The 18,957-nt window shown below is 43.3% G+C and carries 18 protein-coding genes; 17 read left to right on the plus strand and 1 reads right to left on the minus strand.

What is annotated here, in order from left to right:
- Nucleotides 1-1,794, plus strand: a complete 1,794-nt coding sequence (locus MBEAL2_RS30080) for a site-specific DNA-methyltransferase (RefSeq protein ID WP_047151861.1) — start codon at nucleotides 1-3, stop codon at nucleotides 1,792-1,794.
- Between the two features lie 43 nt (nucleotides 1,795-1,837).
- The gene (locus tag MBEAL2_RS07720) at nucleotides 1,838-2,404 is read left to right on the plus strand and encodes a TnsA endonuclease N-terminal domain-containing protein (protein WP_047151752.1); all 567 of its coding nucleotides are present in this window, start codon (nucleotides 1,838-1,840) and stop codon (nucleotides 2,402-2,404) included.
- Between the two features lie 79 nt (nucleotides 2,405-2,483).
- Here MBEAL2_RS07720 and phaP read toward each other — a convergent pair whose 3' ends face one another.
- Entirely contained in the window at nucleotides 2,484-3,020 is a 537-nt protein-coding gene (gene phaP, locus MBEAL2_RS07725; RefSeq protein WP_047151753.1) for a polyhydroxyalkanoic acid inclusion protein PhaP, read from the minus strand.
- A 309-nt stretch (nucleotides 3,021-3,329) separates the two neighbouring features.
- On the opposite strand from phaP, the gene MBEAL2_RS07730 reads away from it, so the two are divergent.
- The 15 genes from MBEAL2_RS07730 (at nucleotide 3,330) to MBEAL2_RS07790 (ending at nucleotide 18,907) form a co-directional block, all read left to right on the plus strand.
- Nucleotides 3,330-3,953, plus strand: a complete 624-nt coding sequence (locus tag MBEAL2_RS07730; RefSeq protein WP_052947556.1) for a C40 family peptidase — start codon at nucleotides 3,330-3,332, stop codon at nucleotides 3,951-3,953.
- Between the two features lie 52 nt (nucleotides 3,954-4,005).
- The gene (locus tag MBEAL2_RS07735) at nucleotides 4,006-4,668 is read left to right on the plus strand and encodes a glucosaminidase domain-containing protein (protein WP_052947557.1); all 663 of its coding nucleotides are present in this window, start codon (nucleotides 4,006-4,008) and stop codon (nucleotides 4,666-4,668) included.
- Nucleotides 4,669-4,862: 194 nt separating this feature from the next.
- Nucleotides 4,863-6,434, plus strand: coding sequence for a class I adenylate-forming enzyme family protein (locus MBEAL2_RS07740; RefSeq protein ID WP_047151754.1), 1,572 nt, complete (start codon nucleotides 4,863-4,865; stop codon nucleotides 6,432-6,434).
- 114 nt (nucleotides 6,435-6,548) lie between these two features.
- A complete protein-coding gene (locus MBEAL2_RS31680) occupies nucleotides 6,549-6,716 on the plus strand; it encodes a hypothetical protein (protein WP_161798187.1) in 168 nt (55 codons plus the stop codon).
- Between the two features lie 245 nt (nucleotides 6,717-6,961).
- Nucleotides 6,962-7,426, plus strand: a complete 465-nt coding sequence (locus MBEAL2_RS07745; RefSeq protein ID WP_052947558.1) for an Lrp/AsnC family transcriptional regulator — start codon at nucleotides 6,962-6,964, stop codon at nucleotides 7,424-7,426.
- Between the two features lie 140 nt (nucleotides 7,427-7,566).
- Nucleotides 7,567-8,925, plus strand: a complete 1,359-nt coding sequence (locus MBEAL2_RS07750) for an MFS transporter (RefSeq protein WP_082129814.1) — start codon at nucleotides 7,567-7,569, stop codon at nucleotides 8,923-8,925.
- 15 nt (nucleotides 8,926-8,940) lie between these two features.
- On the plus strand, nucleotides 8,941-9,735 hold the full coding sequence (locus MBEAL2_RS07755; protein WP_047151755.1) for an SDR family NAD(P)-dependent oxidoreductase: 795 nt from the start codon (nucleotides 8,941-8,943) through the stop codon (nucleotides 9,733-9,735).
- 12 nt (nucleotides 9,736-9,747) lie between these two features.
- A complete protein-coding gene (locus tag MBEAL2_RS32725) occupies nucleotides 9,748-10,095 on the plus strand; it encodes a zinc-binding metallopeptidase family protein (protein WP_236692717.1) in 348 nt (115 codons plus the stop codon).
- A 44-nt stretch (nucleotides 10,096-10,139) separates the two neighbouring features.
- Nucleotides 10,140-10,895 (plus strand): M20/M25/M40 family metallo-hydrolase, encoded by a 756-nt coding sequence (locus MBEAL2_RS07760; RefSeq protein WP_236692725.1) that lies wholly within the window; start codon nucleotides 10,140-10,142, stop codon nucleotides 10,893-10,895.
- A 20-nt stretch (nucleotides 10,896-10,915) separates the two neighbouring features.
- Nucleotides 10,916-12,028, plus strand: a complete 1,113-nt coding sequence (locus MBEAL2_RS07765) for a CapA family protein (RefSeq protein WP_047151756.1) — start codon at nucleotides 10,916-10,918, stop codon at nucleotides 12,026-12,028.
- Nucleotides 12,029-12,109: 81 nt separating this feature from the next.
- Nucleotides 12,110-12,877: an aspartate/glutamate racemase family protein gene (locus MBEAL2_RS07770; RefSeq protein WP_052947559.1), complete on the plus strand. Its 768-nt coding sequence runs from the start codon at nucleotides 12,110-12,112 to the stop codon at nucleotides 12,875-12,877.
- Between the two features lie 217 nt (nucleotides 12,878-13,094).
- The gene (locus MBEAL2_RS07775) at nucleotides 13,095-15,152 is read left to right on the plus strand and encodes a sigma-54 interaction domain-containing protein (RefSeq protein WP_047151757.1); all 2,058 of its coding nucleotides are present in this window, start codon (nucleotides 13,095-13,097) and stop codon (nucleotides 15,150-15,152) included.
- 224 nt (nucleotides 15,153-15,376) lie between these two features.
- Nucleotides 15,377-16,579: an MFS transporter gene (locus MBEAL2_RS07780; RefSeq protein ID WP_047151758.1), complete on the plus strand. Its 1,203-nt coding sequence runs from the start codon at nucleotides 15,377-15,379 to the stop codon at nucleotides 16,577-16,579.
- 95 nt (nucleotides 16,580-16,674) lie between these two features.
- A complete protein-coding gene (locus MBEAL2_RS07785) occupies nucleotides 16,675-17,370 on the plus strand; it encodes a hypothetical protein (protein WP_047151759.1) in 696 nt (231 codons plus the stop codon).
- A 109-nt stretch (nucleotides 17,371-17,479) separates the two neighbouring features.
- On the plus strand, nucleotides 17,480-18,907 hold the full coding sequence (locus MBEAL2_RS07790) for a sodium:solute symporter family protein (RefSeq protein ID WP_047151760.1): 1,428 nt from the start codon (nucleotides 17,480-17,482) through the stop codon (nucleotides 18,905-18,907).
- Nucleotides 18,908-18,957: the final 50 nt, after the last annotated feature.

Consider the following 18,957-nt stretch of genomic DNA (forward strand, 5'->3'; position numbering starts at 1 on the left):
ATGAGTAATAAGACAAGATTAGAGTTAACCTGGATAGGAAAAGATAACCAGCCGAAGCTGGAACCGAGAATTTTGCTGGAAGACCCCGAATTATCCTACCATGCAAAAGAAAAAACAAAGGATAACAATGCTTTTGATAACCGCCTTATCTTTGGAGATAATTTGCTGGTATTAAAAGCTTTAGAGCAAGAGTTTCTTGGAAAAATTAAATGTATTTATATCGATCCGCCTTATAACACCGGAAATGCCTTTGAGCATTACGACGACGGGTTAGAACATTCCATATGGCTCTCCTTGATGAAAGAGCGAATTGATATTTTCCACAATTTATTACATGAGGAGGGAAGTATTTTTATCCATTTAGACGACAGTGAAATCGATTACTGTAAAATATTGCTGGATGAAAGGTTTGGCAGAAAGAACTTCGTTAATAGAATAACGTTAGAAGCTCGGTCTCCCTCTGCTTTCAGTACGATTAATCCAGGCGTATTTAAATCAAGTGAATATATATTATGGTACTGCAAAGACAAAGAAAAGTTTAAATCCAAATCAATGAGAATAAAGAAAGAGAGTATTGATCCTGCATACAATAAGTTCATAAAAAATATTGATGCACCCCATGAAGAATGGGAGTATGTTTCATTAAATCGCGCTTTCTTAGAATATTGGAACGAGGAACGCATCGACACGATTAAAAGCTTTTTAAGCGAAGAATATAGCGGTTTCAAAGGGATGAAAGCAAAACAGGCGCAGGAACACATGATGGAACGTTTTGCTTATTATCAACTGCTAAATTTAAAAACTGTAGCCCCCCAGCTGGTGAAGAAAGCAAGCACTCTAGCTAAAGAAGAGTTTGTAGAGTGGGCTTATCTCTACATACTTGAGCGGGCAAGCAGGTTCTACAAACCAAAAGATTCCGAGCAATTTGTCCTGAATCATGCTCGCGCTGTTTGTCGTGATGCAGAAATCGATGATGCGGGTGCGGGCAAGCAGACGGTCGAACTGAAAAAAGTATCGTTACAGAATCCTCAAATCGTTTATAAGCTGGAGCGTGAAGGATACGAGCCTCAATACATTAGAGGCGGGAAACAAATTATTTTTTACAGCAAAAATGTTGCGGAAATAGATGGAGAACTCGTTCCAACTTCCCTGCTCACAAACGTCTGGACGGACATTTCCTGGGAGGGCATTGCAGCAGAAGGTGGGGTCAAGTTCAAAAAAGGAAAAAAACCTGAACGGCTCATTCAGCGCTGTATTGAGCTGGCAACCGATGAAAATGACCCGGAAAACTGGGTGTTAGATTCTTTTGCCGGTTCGGGGACTACCGGGGCAGTCGCTCATAAAATGGGAAGAAAGTGGATTATGGTTGAGCTTGGTGAACACTGCCATACCCATGTTATTCCCAGGTTAAAAGCTGTCATAGACGGAACAGATAAAAGCGGGATTAGTAAAGCATTCAACTGGGAAGGCGGCGGAGGATTTCGTTACTATCGTCTGGCCCCAAGTCTGCTTGAAAAGGATAAGTTCGGAAACTGGATTGTTAGCAAAGAATATAGCGCTGACATGCTGGCAGAAGCAATGTGTAAGCATGAAGGCTTTACGTATCAGCCGGACGATACTGTGTACTGGAAGCAAGGGAAATCAACGGAAACCGACTTTATTTATACAACAACGCAGCTTGTTACCAGGGTCTTACTTGATCAGATTGATTTGCAAATGAAAGAAGATGAGACCGTCCTCGTTTGCTGTAGAGCATTTAACGTGAATCCCGACGAATATCCCAGAATTACATAAAAGACCAATTAGAAAAAGTAAAAAGCATTTATTCCACTCACAAATGAAAGAAGACGGTCATTACTATGAAATGGCAACGGAATACGAGGAAATCGTAAGCAAAGGGTTCGAAACACCGAAGACAGAAAGCTACAGCGTGAATTTAGGTGAGGGAATCCGTCACTATAGACAGCCTGTAGAAAATAAGAAAGAGATTCGCAGTATGGTGTTTGGCGGTTTCCGGCGCTGTTTGTACCCAATGCAGAAATTTGATTCCGATAGCGAGCGGAGATTTGCGGTTATTTGTGAAAGTGATCCTGAGGTGGAGAAGTGGTTCAAACCGACCCCTGGACAGCTGAAGATTTACTATAATAACAGTAATGTATATCATCCGGATTTTGTCGTGGAAACCAAAACGACAAAGTATATTTGCGAAGTTAAGAAGGAAAAGGAGCTTCAGGACAAAGTTGTGCAGCAAAAGGCTGGAGCGGTGATTCAGTGGTGTCAATATGCGACTAAACATGAGCTGCAGAATGGTGGGAAGCCCTGGAAGTACGTGTTAATTCCACATACGGATGTGGACGAGAATATGACGATACTGGGCTTAGCCTCAAGGTATATACTTAATTAGCAAAATAAAAATCATGATGAAAACGCAGCTTACCTCATAAAGAAGGAAAGCTGCGTTTTTTTAATATACTCTTCGGTACTTACTTCGTCATGCTTACTGCTTTCTCTTTGCTGGCTTCAAACGATGCTAACATGCTTTTTTGTGTTGTTTTTACTTCGTTTACAAAGTTATTCATGAGGGACTGCATTTCTTCTCTTGTTTTTTCCTGTTGCTCCATTAAACTTCTCAAAGAGGCTTCGATCTGCTCCTGTGATTTATTTACTGCGGTTAAACTGGCTTTAGCAGGTGTCTCCGTAAGCTGCTGGATACGGTTTGAAATTTCATTAAGACGTTGGTTCCATTCTTCAAATGCTTTACCTACCTGTTCGCCGCCAAGATTTCTCAGGTTAGTCTGGTAATCATTCTTTACGTCTTCAAGAAACTTCTTTATTTCTTGTTCTATTTTAGTAGTGTTTTCCGTAGTTTTACTCCAGGCTTCTTTTTGGCGTTCTATTGTTTGCATGGTGAGATTTGTCATTTCACTTTGGTACGCGCACACCATCTTCACTCCGTTCAACCAGCCATCCCACATAAAATCTACAATATTTCCGGTGTTTTTCATTCCTGTTTGTACCATAATCGTCTCCTTAGGTATGTTTTTATTTGCCTACATAAGAATGTAAATATCTCTTATATGTAATTTACACCTAAGGATGCTTCTTGTCAATAATTCCCTCTTCAAAGTTAATAAAAAATTAATATTAAGAATTTAATAGCGTCCAATAAAAGATTTTTATATACCCCAAATTTCTTCCTTTAAAACGAAAAATTCCATTCTAACGGAATTTTTAATACTTTGCATACATTTTGGTAATAAAATGATCATATTTTACCTTTAAAGTTAAAAGAGTTAAAAACGCTCAACATCGGAGGTTATAAGACTAGCATGAAAAAAGCGATTTTAGGTTCTCTTATTTTGGCAGGCAACTTATTTGGAGGGTCAGTGTTTGCATCCTCTACCACTACATACAATGCTACCGATCAAGATACATATTGGTCCATTGCTCAAAAATACCACGTTGATGTAAATGATTTAATGAAAGAAAACCCGCAAATTAGTGCAGGCAATATCCACCAAGGGCTTGTTATTCAAATTCCTGCCCGGCCCTCCGCTGGGTCTCCATCTTGGGAAGCAAAAGCAGACGCTATTATTGCAACAGGAAAAACTCAGCTTGGAACCCCTTATGTCTTTGGAGGAGACAAGCCGTATGCCGCACTCGACTGCTCAGGGTTCGTGCAGTATGCCTTTAACAGCCACGGGTACAATCTGCTCCATTCCGCGGCCATGATCAGCGATATGGGAGAGTCCGTATCAAAGGATGAGCTGCGCAAAGGAGATCTAGTCTTTTTATATGGTACCTATACGGCAGGGGTGTCCCATGTGGGAATTTATCTTGGAAACAACCAGATGCTGCAGGCTAGTTCATCGGGCGGTGTAAAGATCAGCACATTGTTTGGTAACCCATATTACGATGCGCATTACTGGGGAGCGAAACGAATTATCGACTAAAGGAGGCACGAGTACAACTCTTTTACATCTTGATAGGAATTGTACAAAAAATATGCTTAAAAAAATGACAACTACAGCGGTTGCTATTGGCCTTGTATTCACAGGAGGAACGATTTCAGCGTCGAATAATAACAGTGTATATGCTCAGAACAATATTCCTGCTTTAACTACTGCTTTATCTCCAACACCGTTAATCCCAAGGCTGGAAGGAAAACAGTCGATTATGGGAGTGTCATTAGCTAAGGAGGAGCAGATGCTTGCCTTTGCCCGTTCGGTAAATCCGGCTTTCCCCGCCGAACTGCCTAAATTGTATATAGAGATTGGGAATACATACGGCATCCGCGGAGATATCGCTTTTTGCCAGATGCTTAAAGAAACAGGGTATCACCGGTTCGGTGGTATCGTGCAGGCGAACCAGCATAATTATGCGGGGATCGGAGCGGTTGGAAATAGTAAAACGATTAAAGGAAACTATTTCAAGACACCGGAACAAGGTGTGCGCGCACATATCCAGCATTTGTATGCTTATGCAAGTAAAACAGGTTTGCCAAAGGATGAAACATTGATCGATGCTCGATTTAAATATGTGGCAAGAGGCATCGCCCCGAGCTGGCAGGATTTGAATGGCAGGTGGGCCGTTCCGGGGAAAGGGTATGGCGAGGATATATTGAAGATTTACGCTAAAATACTTAGCACACCTAGCATATCGGAGTAAAGAGATTATCAAAAACTACTATATATTGCAGTGCCTTTTAGAGTGCAGAGAACCTGTGATTTTTCTCTGCACTCTTTTTATGTTGAAAGAAAAGACTGAATAATCAAACCCTTAAAGGATTCTTTAGAGAGATGGCGAAAAATATCAATACTTGCATTTGCGTTAAAAAAGAAGAACTAGAAGGAGACATTGATATGGATCGCTCACAGCTCACTTTGAATTCGTTGTATTTAAATGCACTGAAAAAAGGCGGTGATAAAACGGCCCTGGTGTTTGAAGGAAAAACAATGACATACCGTGAGCTTCTCCGCGCCGCAAACCGGGTCGCCCATGCGTTGAACAATAGAGGCGTAAAACCAAACGGAACTGTCGCGATTTTAATGTCCAACTGTCTCGAGTATGTCATCTGTGACATGGGATTAAACCAGGCAGGCGGCGTCAAAGTTCCGCTTAACGACATGCTTGGTGAAAAGGAAATTGCCCATATTTTGAAAGACTGTGAGGCCAGGGTTTTGATTGTCGGAGAAAATTTCTTCGAGGTTGTTCAAAAAGTGAAGGCTTCACTGCCTGATCTGGAAACTGTGGTCGGCGTTTCTCCGCCTGAACGATGTCCGGACGGTTTTATTCCATGGGACGAGTTCCAGGCGGGCGGGCCGGAAAGCGATGTGAGAGTCCAAGTGCACCCGGAAGACCGGGCACTTATCGTCTATACCGGGGGAACGACCGGGCTGCCAAAAGGTGTCGTACACAGCCAGGAAAATGCGGCGATTAACGCCTTTTCCCACGTCATTGAGCTGTGCCTCCAGGATGATGAGCGGATTTTATTAACCTCTCCGCTTCCGCACAGCGGAGGGATGGTGCTGCTTGCCGGATTGTTAAAGAATGCCGTCCATTTCATTGAGAAAAAATTTGATCCTGAAGCCGTTTTGAATCACTTCCAACAGAATAAAATTACATTTACATTTATGGTTCCAACGATGATTTATCGTATACTTGATCAAATTCAGGGAAGGGCCTTTGACTTTAGCTCGCTACGAACGGTTCTCTATGGGGCAGCCCCGATAACGGTTGCCCGTTTGAAGCAGGGGATCGAAACATTTGGCAATGTTTTTACCCAGCTTTATGGTCAGACAGAGGCGCCGAATTTTATTACCAGGCTCAGGAAGCCGGACCATGTCATTGACGAGAATAATCTTGAACGCTTACGCAGCTGCGGGCAGGCAGCGATGATGTGCCAGGTGAAAATCGTTGATGAGGAAGGAAAGGAAGTCCCACGGGGGATGGAAGGGGAAATTGTCGCCAAAACACCGTACAATATGCTCGGGTACTATAAACAGCCGGATAAAACAGTGGAAACACTTAAGAACGGCTGGCTTCATACGGGTGATGTCGGTGTGATGGATGAGGAAGGGTATGTCTATCTTCTCGATCGGAAGAAGGATATGATTATCAGCGGCGGCATGAACGTTTACTCGACCGAGGTGGAAAATGTTATCCAGAAACACCCGGATGTGAGCCAGGTTGCTGTGATTGGCGTTCCTCACCCGGATTGGGGCGAAGCTGTCACTGCCGTGGTTGTTTCTAGGAATGAGAGAGAACATCTTGTGGAAGAGCTGTTTGCTTACTGTGCCGAGCATCTCTCAAAATATAAGCGCCCGAAAGAGATTACATTCATAGAAGCGTTACCATTGACGCCGTATGGAAAGATTGATAAGAAAGCACTGCGCCAGCCTTTTTGGTCGAATGCTGAAAGGGCTATAAACTAATAGAGTACGCGTAAAATACATCTTAATTTGCTGCTTGGGGCTAACTAGCAGCCAGGAAAGCCCGGTTGTTTTTGAGAAAGGTGGGTATTGTATAAATTAAGAGGTGATTAATTAATGGCGGATTATACAAAAATGTCGACAGGAGAGCTTATGAAGCTAGCTTCTAAATATGAACACGAAGAATTCGAGCTTATGAAGGAATTAGTTAGACGAGGGGTTGGGAATAATGTGCCAGATACACTTGAACACCCTGACATGCATCTTACAGAAGAAGATATTTAAGTTGTACTGATTTGTAAGGCCGGAACTCGATATAGCAGGTGATATAAGCAGGGTACCTCTCCTTTTTTAGGGATTTTTTTTCCTTTACGAGGGTACCCTGCTTTTTTATTGCTTATAAGACATTACATCTTAATAAATGATTTTGCGAAAAATCCTGTTTTTTTAAAATTTGCATATTGAAATTGCAAAATAAATAATATAATGTAATAAATAATAAAAATTTTAAAATTATAAGGGGGTATAACGTGGAAAAAGGACAGATTCAAATGGATGTTATTGATAAGACCATTATTAAGCATCTGCAGATCGATGGACGTAAGTCATATACAGAAATTGCAGAAGAGTTAGGAGTAACAGTAGGAACCGTTCGTAATAGAGTACAACGGTTAATAGAGAATGGTATTTTAAAGATTGTTGCAGTTGTAGACCCAATTAAGACGGGAATGTCGACAGTTGCCATGGTAGGGGTTAAGGTTCGCTTAAACAGGCTTCAAGGTGTAATAGAAGAATTAGTAAAGATACCGGAAGTCCGGCTTGTCGCAGCATCTACTGGAATGTTTGATCTTTTTCTTCAAATTATTACATTCTCCATTGAAGACTATTATCGTATCATTAGCGAGAAACTGAGCATAATTGAAGGTATTGAAGACAGTCATTCATTTATGTTGCTTCAAATCAATAAGCAGACGTATGACTGGGGAGTCAAATAAAACAAATTTTTTCTAAATAAATATCTGAATATATAACCTATTTAGTCTAGTTTGTTATTTTTCAACTTATGAAATCCCATATTTCTGAGATTTGGAGTTATAGATTCCATTTAAATAAAAATGATAATAGGAGGAACAGTATGACCTTACATCCAGAAGAGGAGATAGATTTTAGCCAAGGCAGCGCTCAAGGAGCAAGGAAGAAGATTGCGGGACAGGAAGAAAAAAAAGCAGCGAGAAAAGAGGCGAGAAAAGCAGTCATTGCGGGGACGTTCGGAAATATCATGGAATGGTATGACTGGGCGATTTATGGATATTTTGCACCGGTTATCGGCAAGCTCTTTTTCCCTTCCACTGATCCGCTGGCATCTTTGCTTTTAACGTTTGCTGTATTTGCTATCGGTTTTATTATGCGGCCGTTAGGAGCTCTGATTTTTGGTCCGTATGGTGATCGAGTAGGAAGGAAGAAGGCACTGTCTTTAGCCGTTATTTTAATGGGTGCCGCAACATTCATTATCGGGATTTTGCCCACCTATAATCAAGCGGGGATTGCAGCTCCCATCCTGTTAGTATTGGCTAGATTATTGCAAGGAATATCAGCAGGTGGAGAATGGGGAAGCGGCACTTCTTTCATAGTTGAATATGCGCCACCTAACAGAAGGGGATTTTTTGGCAGTTGGCAGCAATTTAGCACGGGCGGTGGACTTCTGCTTGGTTCAATTACAGCTACAATACTTACTTCTGTCTTTGCACCAGAAACATTAAATGCCTGGGCCTGGAGAATTCCATTTCTAATCGGAATTATTGTCGGAGCAATTGGACTATATCTAAGACTGCGTATAGAAGAGACACCGAAATTCCAATCTGTCGCTAAGTCAGAGAAGGTCTCAAAGACGCCGCTAGTCGAGACGTTTAAAAAGCATCCAAAGGAAATTTTTATAGCAATGGGCTTTACTGTACACTGGACTGCCTCCTACTACCTTTTGCTAACCTACATGCCTACATATATTACAAAAGTTATGAAGCTTCCGATGAATTTGGCTTTAGTTTCAAATGTTATTGTCATTATCTTCTTCATTTCTATTATCCCGGCTATGGGTTATCTATCGGATCGTTTTGGCAGAAAGCCCCTGTTGCTAGTATCAACGATCGGATTTGCGATTCTGGCCTATCCACTCTTTAGTATGATGGCGGATGCGGGACTTGGAATGATTATAGTATGCCAAATGATACTTGCCGTGTTTGTAGCAGCCTTCTCAGGCCCGGGACCTGCCGCGATTGCTGAGCTTTTTCCAACTGAAGTCCGTGCAAGCGCGCTGTCCGTTGGATATAACATCTCTGTTGCAGCATTTGGAGGAACAGCGCCTTTCATCGCCACATATTTAATCTCAGCAACGGGTAACAACCTTTCTCCAACTTATTATGTCATTGCCTGTGCAATCATTACGACATTAGTATTGTTCAAAATAAGAGAAACGTACAGAGATGAATTAAAGTAAGTGGAGGAATATGAAATGGATAATAAATTATTAGCCGGTGAGAGAGCTCTTATTACAGGAGCAGCTACAGGAATCGGAAAGGGAATTGCTAAGGCTCTTCTCCAGGAAGGTGCCTCTGTTATGCTGGTGGACGTAAACGAAGACCATCTGACCAAAACTGCCGAAGAGCTTTCTGGAGGGGGGAAGGTGCGGTACATGGTGGCTGACTTACGTAAACCACAAGCAGAAGTGGACATCGTAGAAACAGTAGTAGAGCAAATGGAAGGATTGGATATTCTGGTAAACTGCGCTGGTATCTACCCTTCTACTCCCGCTTTGGAGATTGAGTTGCAAGAGTGGAACAAGGTGTATGATCTCAATGTAAGGGCTCCTTTTTTCCTGGCACAAGCATCAGCAAGAGTAATGGTTGATAGGGGCATTCCAGGCCGCATCATAAATATTACTTCGACGGCAAGTGAAGTGGCCCGTCCGGGTGTTGCTCATTATTGCTCATCAAAAGCGGCATTAAAAATGATGACCCAGGTTCTTGCGCTTGAATGGGCTCCCTATGGGATTAGGGTTAATGCACTTGGTCCAGGCCTTGTGGAAACAGAAACACTGCTCTCTACTCTTGTGACAGAAGAAGCGAAAGAAGAGCACATTGAAAAGGTTAGCTACTGCCCGATGAAAAGAGCTGCGGCCATCGATGAGATAGCTCAGGGAGTTTTGTTTTTTGCCAGCAGGCAATCTTCTTATGTAACAGGACAAACGCTGCTTGTAGATGGCGGATATTCAGCTGGCCGTGTTTTTCGATCCGTATCTAAAAAATAAGGGGGATGCACTATGAATGAGATTCTGACATATTTGACTGAAAAGCAGCATGAGATGGTAGAAACACTCCGTGACGTGGTGGAAATGGAATCTCCATCGAATATCAAAGAAATGACAGATCAGATGGCGGGTTTCATCGCTTCCCTTTTTGAGAAGCTGACAGGTGGGAAGGCATCTATCATTCCAAATGACCAGTATGGAAATCATATTCGTGGAGAATGGGGCAGTGGGGAGGAACAGATTCTGATTTTGGCCCACTTTGATACTGTGTGGAAAAAGGGAACAATTGAGTCCATGCCGTTTCATATTGAAGATGATAAGGCATACGGTCCGGGGATTTTTGATATGAAGGGAGGCTGATCCAAGGACTGTATGCTCTTCATGCCTTAAAGACGCTGTCCAGGCTGCCCGATAGGAAGGTCGTATTTCTCTTTACTTCAGATGAAGAAATAGGCAGCCCGACATCCCGCCCGTTAATCGAAGAAGAAGCAGGTAAGAGTAAATGTGTGTTAGTGCTTGAGCCATCTATGTCTCCTAACCGGGCATTGAAAACCTCACGGAAAGGCGTGGGGATTTTTACTATGAAGATTCGGGGAATTCCTTCCCACGCAGGAGTTGATCATGAGAAAGGGAGAAGCGCGGTGGAGGAGCTGGCCAGACAAATCACATATCTGCACAGCTTAACAGACTATGACATAGGTACAACGGTCAATGTTGGTTTCGTGAAGGGGGGAACTATATCAAACGTGGTGGCGGCAGAAGCCGAAGCTGAAATCGACTTGCGGGTTGTCACACAAGAAGAAGTAAATCGGATGCTCCCGATTTTGTTGAATCTAAAATCCCGTTCTGAAGGAACGATTGTGGAGGTAACAGGGGGAATGAACCGCCCTCCACTGGAGAGAACGGAGAAAGTCCAGCGGCTGTACGGCATAGCAAAGGAACTGGCTAAATCCCAAATAGGTTTTGATCTCCCACAAGCTTCCACGGGAGGGGGGAGCGATGGGAATTTTACTGCTCCTCTTGCTCCAACTCTTGACGGGCTTGGGGCAGTTGGAGACGGTGCGCACGCTGTCCACGAACATCTTCTTATATCGGAGATGCCGGTCCGGAGTGCTCTAGTCGCGCTATTAATCGAACAGTTGGCAAATGAAACAGTATAAAAAGGAGGAGAAAGAAGAATATGAAAAAAAAGTTAACCATTGCCGCTGTTGGTGATCTCGCACCTTTACGTAAGTTAACGGATTGTGCTTCACAGGTTAATGAAGTTTTTGAGGTTTTACGCCAGGCTGATTTGTCTATTGCTAATCTTGAACTCCCCTTAACGACTTCAGAATTTGAGGCAGATAAGGCCATAACGCTAAAGGCACATCCATGCATTGCTCCCTCACTGCTGGATGGAGGGGTAAATGTTGTCAATATTGCCAATAATCATGCTGTTGATTTTGGTGTTGAAGGACTTTTTGAAAGCATTGAAGTAGTAGAAGCATCCGGTGTCGCTGTAGTTGGAGGAGGGAAAGACCTGGAAGCCGCTGCAAAACCTGCAATTATAGAGATAGATGGCTTACGTGTCGCGATTTTAGGTTTTTGTAGTGCCCTTCCTACCGGGTACGCTGCGGGTCCAACCCGTCCCGGGATCGCACCCATTCGAGCACATGCGAGGTTTTTTATTGATAATATCACGCTTGATGAACAACCGGGAATGTCACCCTGGGTTGAAACCACTGTGAATTTGAATGACCAGGAGTTTGCCTGCAAACAAATATCGAGTGCAAAGGCAGATGCCGATCTTGTTATTGTCAATATGCACTGGGGCATTCCAAACGGTTGGTGTGCAAGTTTTCAAGGGCCGCTTGCTGACTATCAACAACCTCTCGCTCACTCGTTAATTGATGCAGGGGCTGACATTATTCTTGGGCATCATCCCCACGTAATTCATGGTATAGAAAAGTATAAAGATGGACTCATTGCTTATAGCTTAGGTAATTTTTTATTCCACAGTATGGGTGATGATAAGAAGACCGAACTAACTGTGGTGATATATCCGCCATATAAGGTGGATAGCCTGTTAACAGGAGAAGCGAGAGAAGCAATTATCATAGAACTTGATATAGACGAAAAGAAAATGACAGAAGTACGTTTTTTGCCTATTCATATGAACGCTAAAGGTGACCCTGAGTTTTTGGATGAAGAAGACTCCAAGCGTGTTCTTAAGAGGCTGGAACAGCATTCACTTGAGTTTGGTTTGAAAATTCCAACCGAGAAAGGGATTGGCAAGATCCAATTGAACAACTAGATACTGACCCTGTTGGAATAAAACTTGCAAGAGAATGTAGTGTTGAAGCAAAATCTTATATGAAAGAGTGGGGGTATTAACTTGCAAATCGCATATGTGTTGCCAAGTCCTATTAGTCGGACGGAGGATGGCCGAAAGGAGATGGAACGCAGGCTATCAATCCTTCGATCCTTTGCTGCACCCGGCACGTTAGTTGATATCGTTGACATTGAAGAAGGCCCGGCCTCTATTGAATCGCTGTATGAAGAGTACTTATGCATTCCTAAAACGGTAGATAAGATGGTTGAACTCGAACAACAGGGATATGACGCGGCCATTATTGGGTGCTACGGTGATCCAGGCCTGGATGCCGCTCGAGAAGTCACGAACAAGATGGTTGTAGTAGGACCAGGAGAGGCGGGAGTGATGGCTGCAGCTATGTGTGGTCATCGATTCTCGATTATCACCGTAACTGAGAGTATTGTAAATGCTCTTTATCATTTGGTAGAGAAAGCCGGTGTAGGGAAGAAATTAGCCTCTGTGCGCGCTATTGAAGTGCCTGTTCTTGAGCTGGCAAATAATAAAGCAGAGACGATCGCTAAGCTCGTTGAAGAAGGAAGAAAAGCGATTCGCGAAGATCGGGCAGATACATTGGTTCTCGGCTGTATGAGTATGGGCTTTTTGAATGTGGCGGAAGAAATGTCGGATATTCTTGGCGTACCGGTCGTGAATCCTGGTCGAGTCTCTCTAAAGATGGCGGAGGCGTTAGTAGGTACAGGACTGTGTCATTCAAAAGCTGCCTATATGACCCCTCCGAAGATCGGTTCAGGGAAGGTTAAATCATCTCAAGAGCTTATGGTAAGGAAGTAGAAGGGCAGTTAGGGAAGAAGGAAGAGGGCCAACCTCTTCCTTCTTTTCTTTTCAATTAGCGGATTTATCATTGTCAAATTATATTACATTAATCTTCCGCAAGCCTGGCTCCTAAGATAACCTTAAAGGAGCAAATTTATATAGACTTGTGTGAAATGTGAGAAAGAGATAATATGTGAATATTCAATTATTTAAAGTGGAATAGGGGGGGAATAGAATGGAGTTGCCCAGGTTGATGCTCATTACGAAGGACCAAAGGACTTTCAACATGTTTTACAAACAGCTTTTCGATTACTTCGAAGATACGATGGAAATTCTATCCCATGAGGATGAAAGGGAAATCCAATCTGCCGATCTGGTATTGACTTCGTCTTCGAAATTACCGGTAAATCAATTTATTCCAAATGATAAATTATTAGTGGCCCGAAGAGCGATTGATATATCTAGATTGGAACAGCTGGTGACACTTCCCGCCGGAACAAGGTGTCTGGTTGTTAACAACATGCTGGAAACTGCACTGGAGACGATCGAGCTGTTAAGTAATTTGGGCTTTGACTTTCAGATGTATCCTTATTATCCAGGTATGACAGAAAAGCTAGATACAGGAATTAAGGTAGCGATTATTCCAGAAGGTCTGGAAATGGTACCGGAGGGAATGGAACAAGTAATGAACATCGGGGTTCGTCCCATGGACTTCTCTACTCTTATTGAGATTGCCGTAAGATTGAAGCTCAACGTAGATAAAGCGAACATTTACACAGCCCGTTACATTCAAGAAATCATTAGATTAAGCAGACGATTCTTTCATACCATGCATCATGTCAATGAATTGAACCATCAATTAGATGCTATTTTAAATACGGTGCATGACGGAATCGTGGCAACTGATTCATCCGGAAAAATCATTCAAATCAACCAGTCAGCCCGGAAAATCCTCGGAGTAAAACGACCGGATGAGGACATTATTGGGAACCTCGTTGAAGAAATTTTTCCTAAGTTTAGTGCTGTTCAAGCCGCCAGCCATCAAGAAAATTTAATTCTATCTCTTGACGGAGTGGATCTAGTTGTTAATAAAACGCCAATTGAAGCCGCAGAACAAAAGCGCGGTGAAGTGATTGCATTTCAGGATGTTACCCAAATCCAGAAGTTAGAACAGGATCTCCGAAAGGAACTGCAGGGTAAAGGTCTTTCTTCTAAGTATACGATAGAAGACATTATTGGAAGAAGCACAAAAATTCGGGACACGCTGCATACTTTGGAGAAAATCGCTAAGACGGATCGTACGGTTCTAATTCTAGGGGAGAATGGAACAGGGAAAGAACTGTTCGCTCATACTATCCATCACCTCTCCTCGCGACGAAACGGGCCATTTTTGCCGGTTAATTTTGCTGGATTGCCGGAATCGCTGGCAGAAAGCGAACTTTTCGGATATGAGGACGGAGCTTTCACTGGAGCGAAAAAGGGTGGGAAACCGGGATTGTTTGAAATGGCGCACAATGGGACCATTTTTCTTGATGAAATTGGCGATGCTTCACCCTCTTTGCAAGCACTCCTTCTCCGCGTCCTTCAGGAAAAGCAGGTGATGAGAATCGGCGGGCGCCGGGTTATCCCAATCCACGTACGGGTCATTGCGGCAACCAATCGAAACCTAAAGGAAATGGTGGAACAGGGGAAATTTCGCCAGGATTTATATTATCGGTTGTTTGTGCTTCCGCTTCGGGTTCCTTCTCTACGGGAACGCAAAGAAGACATCCCTCTTTTGATTGAACATTTCATAAGGGAATATTGCGTAACTAAAGTGGATGTATCTGATGAAGTGATGGAAAGATTGGTTCACTACCATTGGCCGGGTAATATACGTGAATTGGTCAGTGTTGTTCAATATATGACCAGCGTAATGGAAGAAAGCAGAGTCTACCTGGTGGATCTCCCTGAACAATTTAAAGAACATCCTCCTACGGCTATCCCGCCACAGGAGGATTATATGGAGGTTCTTGAGAAGAATGGAGAGCTTCAAGACTACTACGTGATCCTATCATGTTTGGAGCAGGCGAAGGCTAAGAGGGAGAGCGTGGGAAGAGGGCGGATTGTACATTATTCTATTGAAAAGGATGTTCCGTTAACGGATCAGCAGGTTAGAAGCCGTATGCAAACATTGGGGCAGCTTGGGTTGCTTTATTCTGGCACAAGAGGTCAGGGCAGCCGAATTACAATGGACGGGTTGTTCGCTCTCAAGCAGATTGAGAAGAAACTCGGTATTAGTATTGAAATATGAGAATCATAGAATCGCGAAAGGAATAGTGGATTAGGTTATAAGAATATAGATCCTAAATCAACCTAATCTACCTGAAGTAAAGCTTTTACATCCATATGATCAGAAAATTCTAAAAATATTAGAATGGCATGGATTTTGCATTGGATAAATGACATAGACAAATACGCCTGCTGTAATTTAAGGAGATGAAATGCATGCAGATTTCCAAGATAGAGGGTTAGCTAATGAGCGTTCAGCAATGGTTTGTCATCCTGTTTGTCAGCGGTATACATTTTATCGCGTTTTCACATCGGATGGAGGTTGTTCCGTTTTTCACTGAACTTAAAGAGGTATATGGCGTGGGATATGCCGAAGTAGGAGGGCTTGTTTCCTCCTTTCTGCTCGGATATGCTTTGTTCCAAATTCCTGCAGGCACCCTTGCAGATCGGTATTCGCCAAAATGGCTGATTCTTATTGGAAGCTGTGTGATGCTGATCGCCTCGCTGCTGTTCGTATTTACGGAATCGTTTCTGTTCGCCTTAGGCTTAAGATTTATCATGGGAGCCTCCTCTGCTATGCTTTTTTCTCCAGGCATTAAGCTGATTTCTAGCTTTACTCCCAAGGAGAAACGGGGACTTAGCATCGGTATCCTTGAGGGAGCGGCGGGGATAGCAATGCTGCTGACGCTTACGTTGTTTCCTGTATTGTCCGTCCATATTCCTCGTATTTATTTATACTTGGCGCTGCCTTTCTTGCTGCTTCCGATGCTTGTTCTATTTTGGAAGCTGCCCATGGGACCGGTGCCAGATAAATCACAAGGAGAAGGAGGGGGTCATCAGCGCTATTCATTTCTCCGTCTTTTTCGCCATTCCCGTGTGGTAAGGCTTTTTGGAATTTCCTTTTTTGGTATGTTCGGCCTCTATGCCTTTCTGGCCTGGCTGCCCACCTATTTGGAATCTGTATTAGGTTATGCTAAGCAGCAAGTTGGCTGGGTAATGGCCATCGTGATGATCAGCCAGGTGATTATGGCTCCTGTGTCTGGAAAGGTTTCGGATTGGATGGGGGAAAGAAAAGGAACATTAATTGTTGGCTCACTGATGCTGGCCTGCAGCGCTTGCTGGCTCTATTGGTTTTCGGATTGGGGGATTTATTTTGTTGCGGTGCTTGTTGGAACCGGGATTTCCTGGTCTATGGCCCCGATGCTTGTACTTGCAACAGAAATCGTCAGTATAGAAATGGCAGGTTCCGTGGTCAGTGTAATGAATACGATTGGGCAGCTCTCATCAGCAGCATCCGGCTATGTTTATGGCAAACTGTTTGATATAACAGGAAATTTCCAACTGATTTGGATTGTATGTTTTGCCTTTTTAACGGTACGCACCCTTTGTTGCCTGGGGGATTTGGAAGGAAAGAAAAGAGTAGATCATGTCAGAGACCAGAAACTTTAGATGTTTTAGATGAATAACGAGAGAGGAGGGATGCTGCCGATTCATCAAATAGGTTATTACGGTTACTTATTATTTAACTAAAGGGGGAAAGATGAATGAAAAGGTATTTGGTTTTCGTACTTATTTTTATGTTTTCCTGTTCCGGAACCGTATGGGCAGCGGATGCAAAAGCCCCTAAACCGTTTGTCAAGGAAGCATCCATCGAGGTCTTACCTAACCAGGGGGGCGCATCTGTATCAGAAAAGATTACGATTAGCCAGGTGGAAGCAGTCAAAGACGGTAAGCTTGAACATCTCTTTACACGTTTTGACGGTATAGACATCAAAAACTTAGTGATTCGTTCCGGACAACAAGATGTAAAACCGGAGATACAGAAGGGTTCCACGCATGATAAAGTATTCATTACGATCCCGCAGGGAAAATCCGGGGATTTTGCTTATGAAATTACATTTGAATACACAAGCAATGAACCGAATAAGATTCCGCTTGTTATTCCGGGTGTAGCGTCTGATGGTACTGCGAATGTTGTAAGTCTCAAATTAAAGGTTCCCGAAGGACAATATCTCCATGAATCCTTCCCGGTCATCGATTCAGGGGAAACGGGAATGGTGGAGGAGCACATCATGAATATACCGAATTTTTTGAATGTTAAATTTGGTGATTCTCCAGCTGGATTTTTCACCACATCTAATCTATATACTCTGTTAGGATTGGTTGTCATTTTGGGAATCATTACGGCATGGCTGGTTAGTGAAAGAAAGAATAAAACAGGAGGGTTTGCTAATGTTTAACCTTGGACAAAGTTTTACTCTTTTTGTTCTGTATACAGTACTTTGGATTATTGGATATTTTATTTGGGCCTGTCGCAGTGAAAAAGAATAGAAAAGGGAGGGGTCAGGCATGTTTGAAGTAAGTTCGACCTTCTACGTGGTGTTAGTTATTTATTTCGTAGTCATATTAGGTATCGGGATTTGGGCAGGAAGAACAAACAAGGATTCAGAAGATTTTCTTGTCGCCGGCCGCTCGATTGGACCCTTGGTAGGAGGAGCTGCCTTTGCGGCTACGCAAATGAGTGCAGGAACATTTGTTGGAACTTTAGGTGTCCATTATATGACCGGAGGGAGCTTTCTCTGGATCTGGGCTGGATTATGGATGGGCTGGCTGGTTGCAGCTACGCTGGTCGGACCTAAATTTCAGTCATTTAAAGGCTTGACCGTTCCGGATTATGTCGGGACAAGATTCAACAGTAAAGCAGCAAGAGCGATTTCAGCTCTCTTAATTTTGATTGCTTATACTGTATTATTAACGGCCCAGTATCAGGCGGGCGGAAACATCTTCCAGACCCTGTTTGGTATCCCATTCATCTGGGGAGCGATTATTACGGTCGGCATCACATTACTGTACACGATGAAGGGCGGAATGCGCGCAACAGCTTATAGCGATTTTGTGCAAGCCGTTATTATGGCAGGCTGCTTCTTTGCGGTCCTTCCGCTGCTGTTTCAAGAAGCAGGAGGTTCCGAGTTCGTAGGCAAGTTCTTGACCGAACTCAACCCGAAAATTACGGGATGGCATTTTGGCTTTAAGGATTTATTGGGATTTGGCGCTTCGTTTGGATTTGCTATGGCCGCAGCACCGTATGAGCTAGCCCGGATGTACACACTCCGTGACAAGAGAACAGTTAAACTAGCCATCGGATTCTCCTTTATATTTCAAGCGATCGTTGGAATTTCTGTCGCTGCTGCAGGAATGGCGGTTCGTACCTTGTTTCCCTATATGGCTACACCTGATATTGCATCCACGATTATGGCGATTAATATCATGCCGCCGGTTATCGGTTCGTTAATCATCCTTGCTATTCTCTCTGCTATCATGAGTACGGTATCCGGAGTTATGATGGTATCTGCCTCCGCCTTTTCCCATGATTTCTATGCCACGATGATTAAACCGAACGCCACGGATCAGGAACGTATAAAGGTGAATAGGATTGCGATTTTAGTCCTTGGGATTATTCCGATTTTCCTGGCTTTGAAAAAGTTTGATATTGTTCAGTTTATCGTGACACTCCAGGCGTCATTGACCGCCAGCTTCTTCTTTGCCACCGTCGTGCTTGGACTGAACTGGAAGCGTGGGACAGCAGCCGGTGCGATTGTATCTATGATCCTGGGATTTTTTACAGCTCTATTCTGGTATATTGCAGGCAAGCCTTTTGGGCTAAGTGAAGTAATCCCTGGCGTCGCTGTCAGCCTTCTTTCATTTGTTATCGTAAGCCTGTTCACCAAGCCAGTTCCAAAAGAAGCCCTACAACCGTTTTTCGATGATGTAACCTAGAGAAACGTGTTTCAGGCGGATGAATGAGATCCGCCTCTTTTTCTTAACGC

Origin of the sequence: Aneurinibacillus tyrosinisolvens (assembly GCF_001015055.1) — a bacterium.
Taxonomy (GTDB): Bacteria; Bacillota; Bacilli; order Aneurinibacillales; family Aneurinibacillaceae; genus Aneurinibacillus_A; species Aneurinibacillus_A tyrosinisolvens.

Excerpts from the sequence above, each read along its gene's own strand:
- MBEAL2_RS07780 (WP_047151758.1), top strand. The coding sequence starts at position 15,377 with ATGAGCGTTCAGCAATGGTTTGTCATCCTGTTTGTCAGCGGTATACAT.
- MBEAL2_RS07755 (WP_047151755.1), top strand. The coding sequence starts at position 8,941 with ATGGATAATAAATTATTAGCCGGTGAGAGAGCTCTTATTACAGGAGCA.
- MBEAL2_RS07765 (WP_047151756.1), top strand. The coding sequence starts at position 10,916 with ATGAAAAAAAAGTTAACCATTGCCGCTGTTGGTGATCTCGCACCTTTA.
- MBEAL2_RS07730 (WP_052947556.1), top strand. The coding sequence starts at position 3,330 with ATGAAAAAAGCGATTTTAGGTTCTCTTATTTTGGCAGGCAACTTATTT.
- MBEAL2_RS07785 (WP_047151759.1), top strand. The coding sequence starts at position 16,675 with ATGAAAAGGTATTTGGTTTTCGTACTTATTTTTATGTTTTCCTGTTCC.
- MBEAL2_RS30080 (WP_047151861.1), top strand. The coding sequence starts at position 1 with ATGAGTAATAAGACAAGATTAGAGTTAACCTGGATAGGAAAAGATAAC.
- MBEAL2_RS32725 (WP_236692717.1), top strand. The coding sequence starts at position 9,748 with ATGAATGAGATTCTGACATATTTGACTGAAAAGCAGCATGAGATGGTA.
- MBEAL2_RS07790 (WP_047151760.1), top strand. The coding sequence starts at position 17,480 with ATGTTTGAAGTAAGTTCGACCTTCTACGTGGTGTTAGTTATTTATTTC.
- MBEAL2_RS07775 (WP_047151757.1), top strand. The coding sequence starts at position 13,095 with ATGGAGTTGCCCAGGTTGATGCTCATTACGAAGGACCAAAGGACTTTC.
- MBEAL2_RS07740 (WP_047151754.1), top strand. The coding sequence starts at position 4,863 with ATGGATCGCTCACAGCTCACTTTGAATTCGTTGTATTTAAATGCACTG.
- MBEAL2_RS31680 (WP_161798187.1), top strand. The coding sequence starts at position 6,549 with ATGGCGGATTATACAAAAATGTCGACAGGAGAGCTTATGAAGCTAGCT.
- MBEAL2_RS07750 (WP_082129814.1), top strand. The coding sequence starts at position 7,567 with ATGACCTTACATCCAGAAGAGGAGATAGATTTTAGCCAAGGCAGCGCT.
- phaP (WP_047151753.1), bottom strand. The coding sequence starts at position 3,020 with ATGGTACAAACAGGAATGAAAAACACCGGAAATATTGTAGATTTTATG.
- MBEAL2_RS07735 (WP_052947557.1), top strand. The coding sequence starts at position 4,006 with ATGCTTAAAAAAATGACAACTACAGCGGTTGCTATTGGCCTTGTATTC.
- MBEAL2_RS07720 (WP_047151752.1), top strand. The coding sequence starts at position 1,838 with ATGAAAGAAGACGGTCATTACTATGAAATGGCAACGGAATACGAGGAA.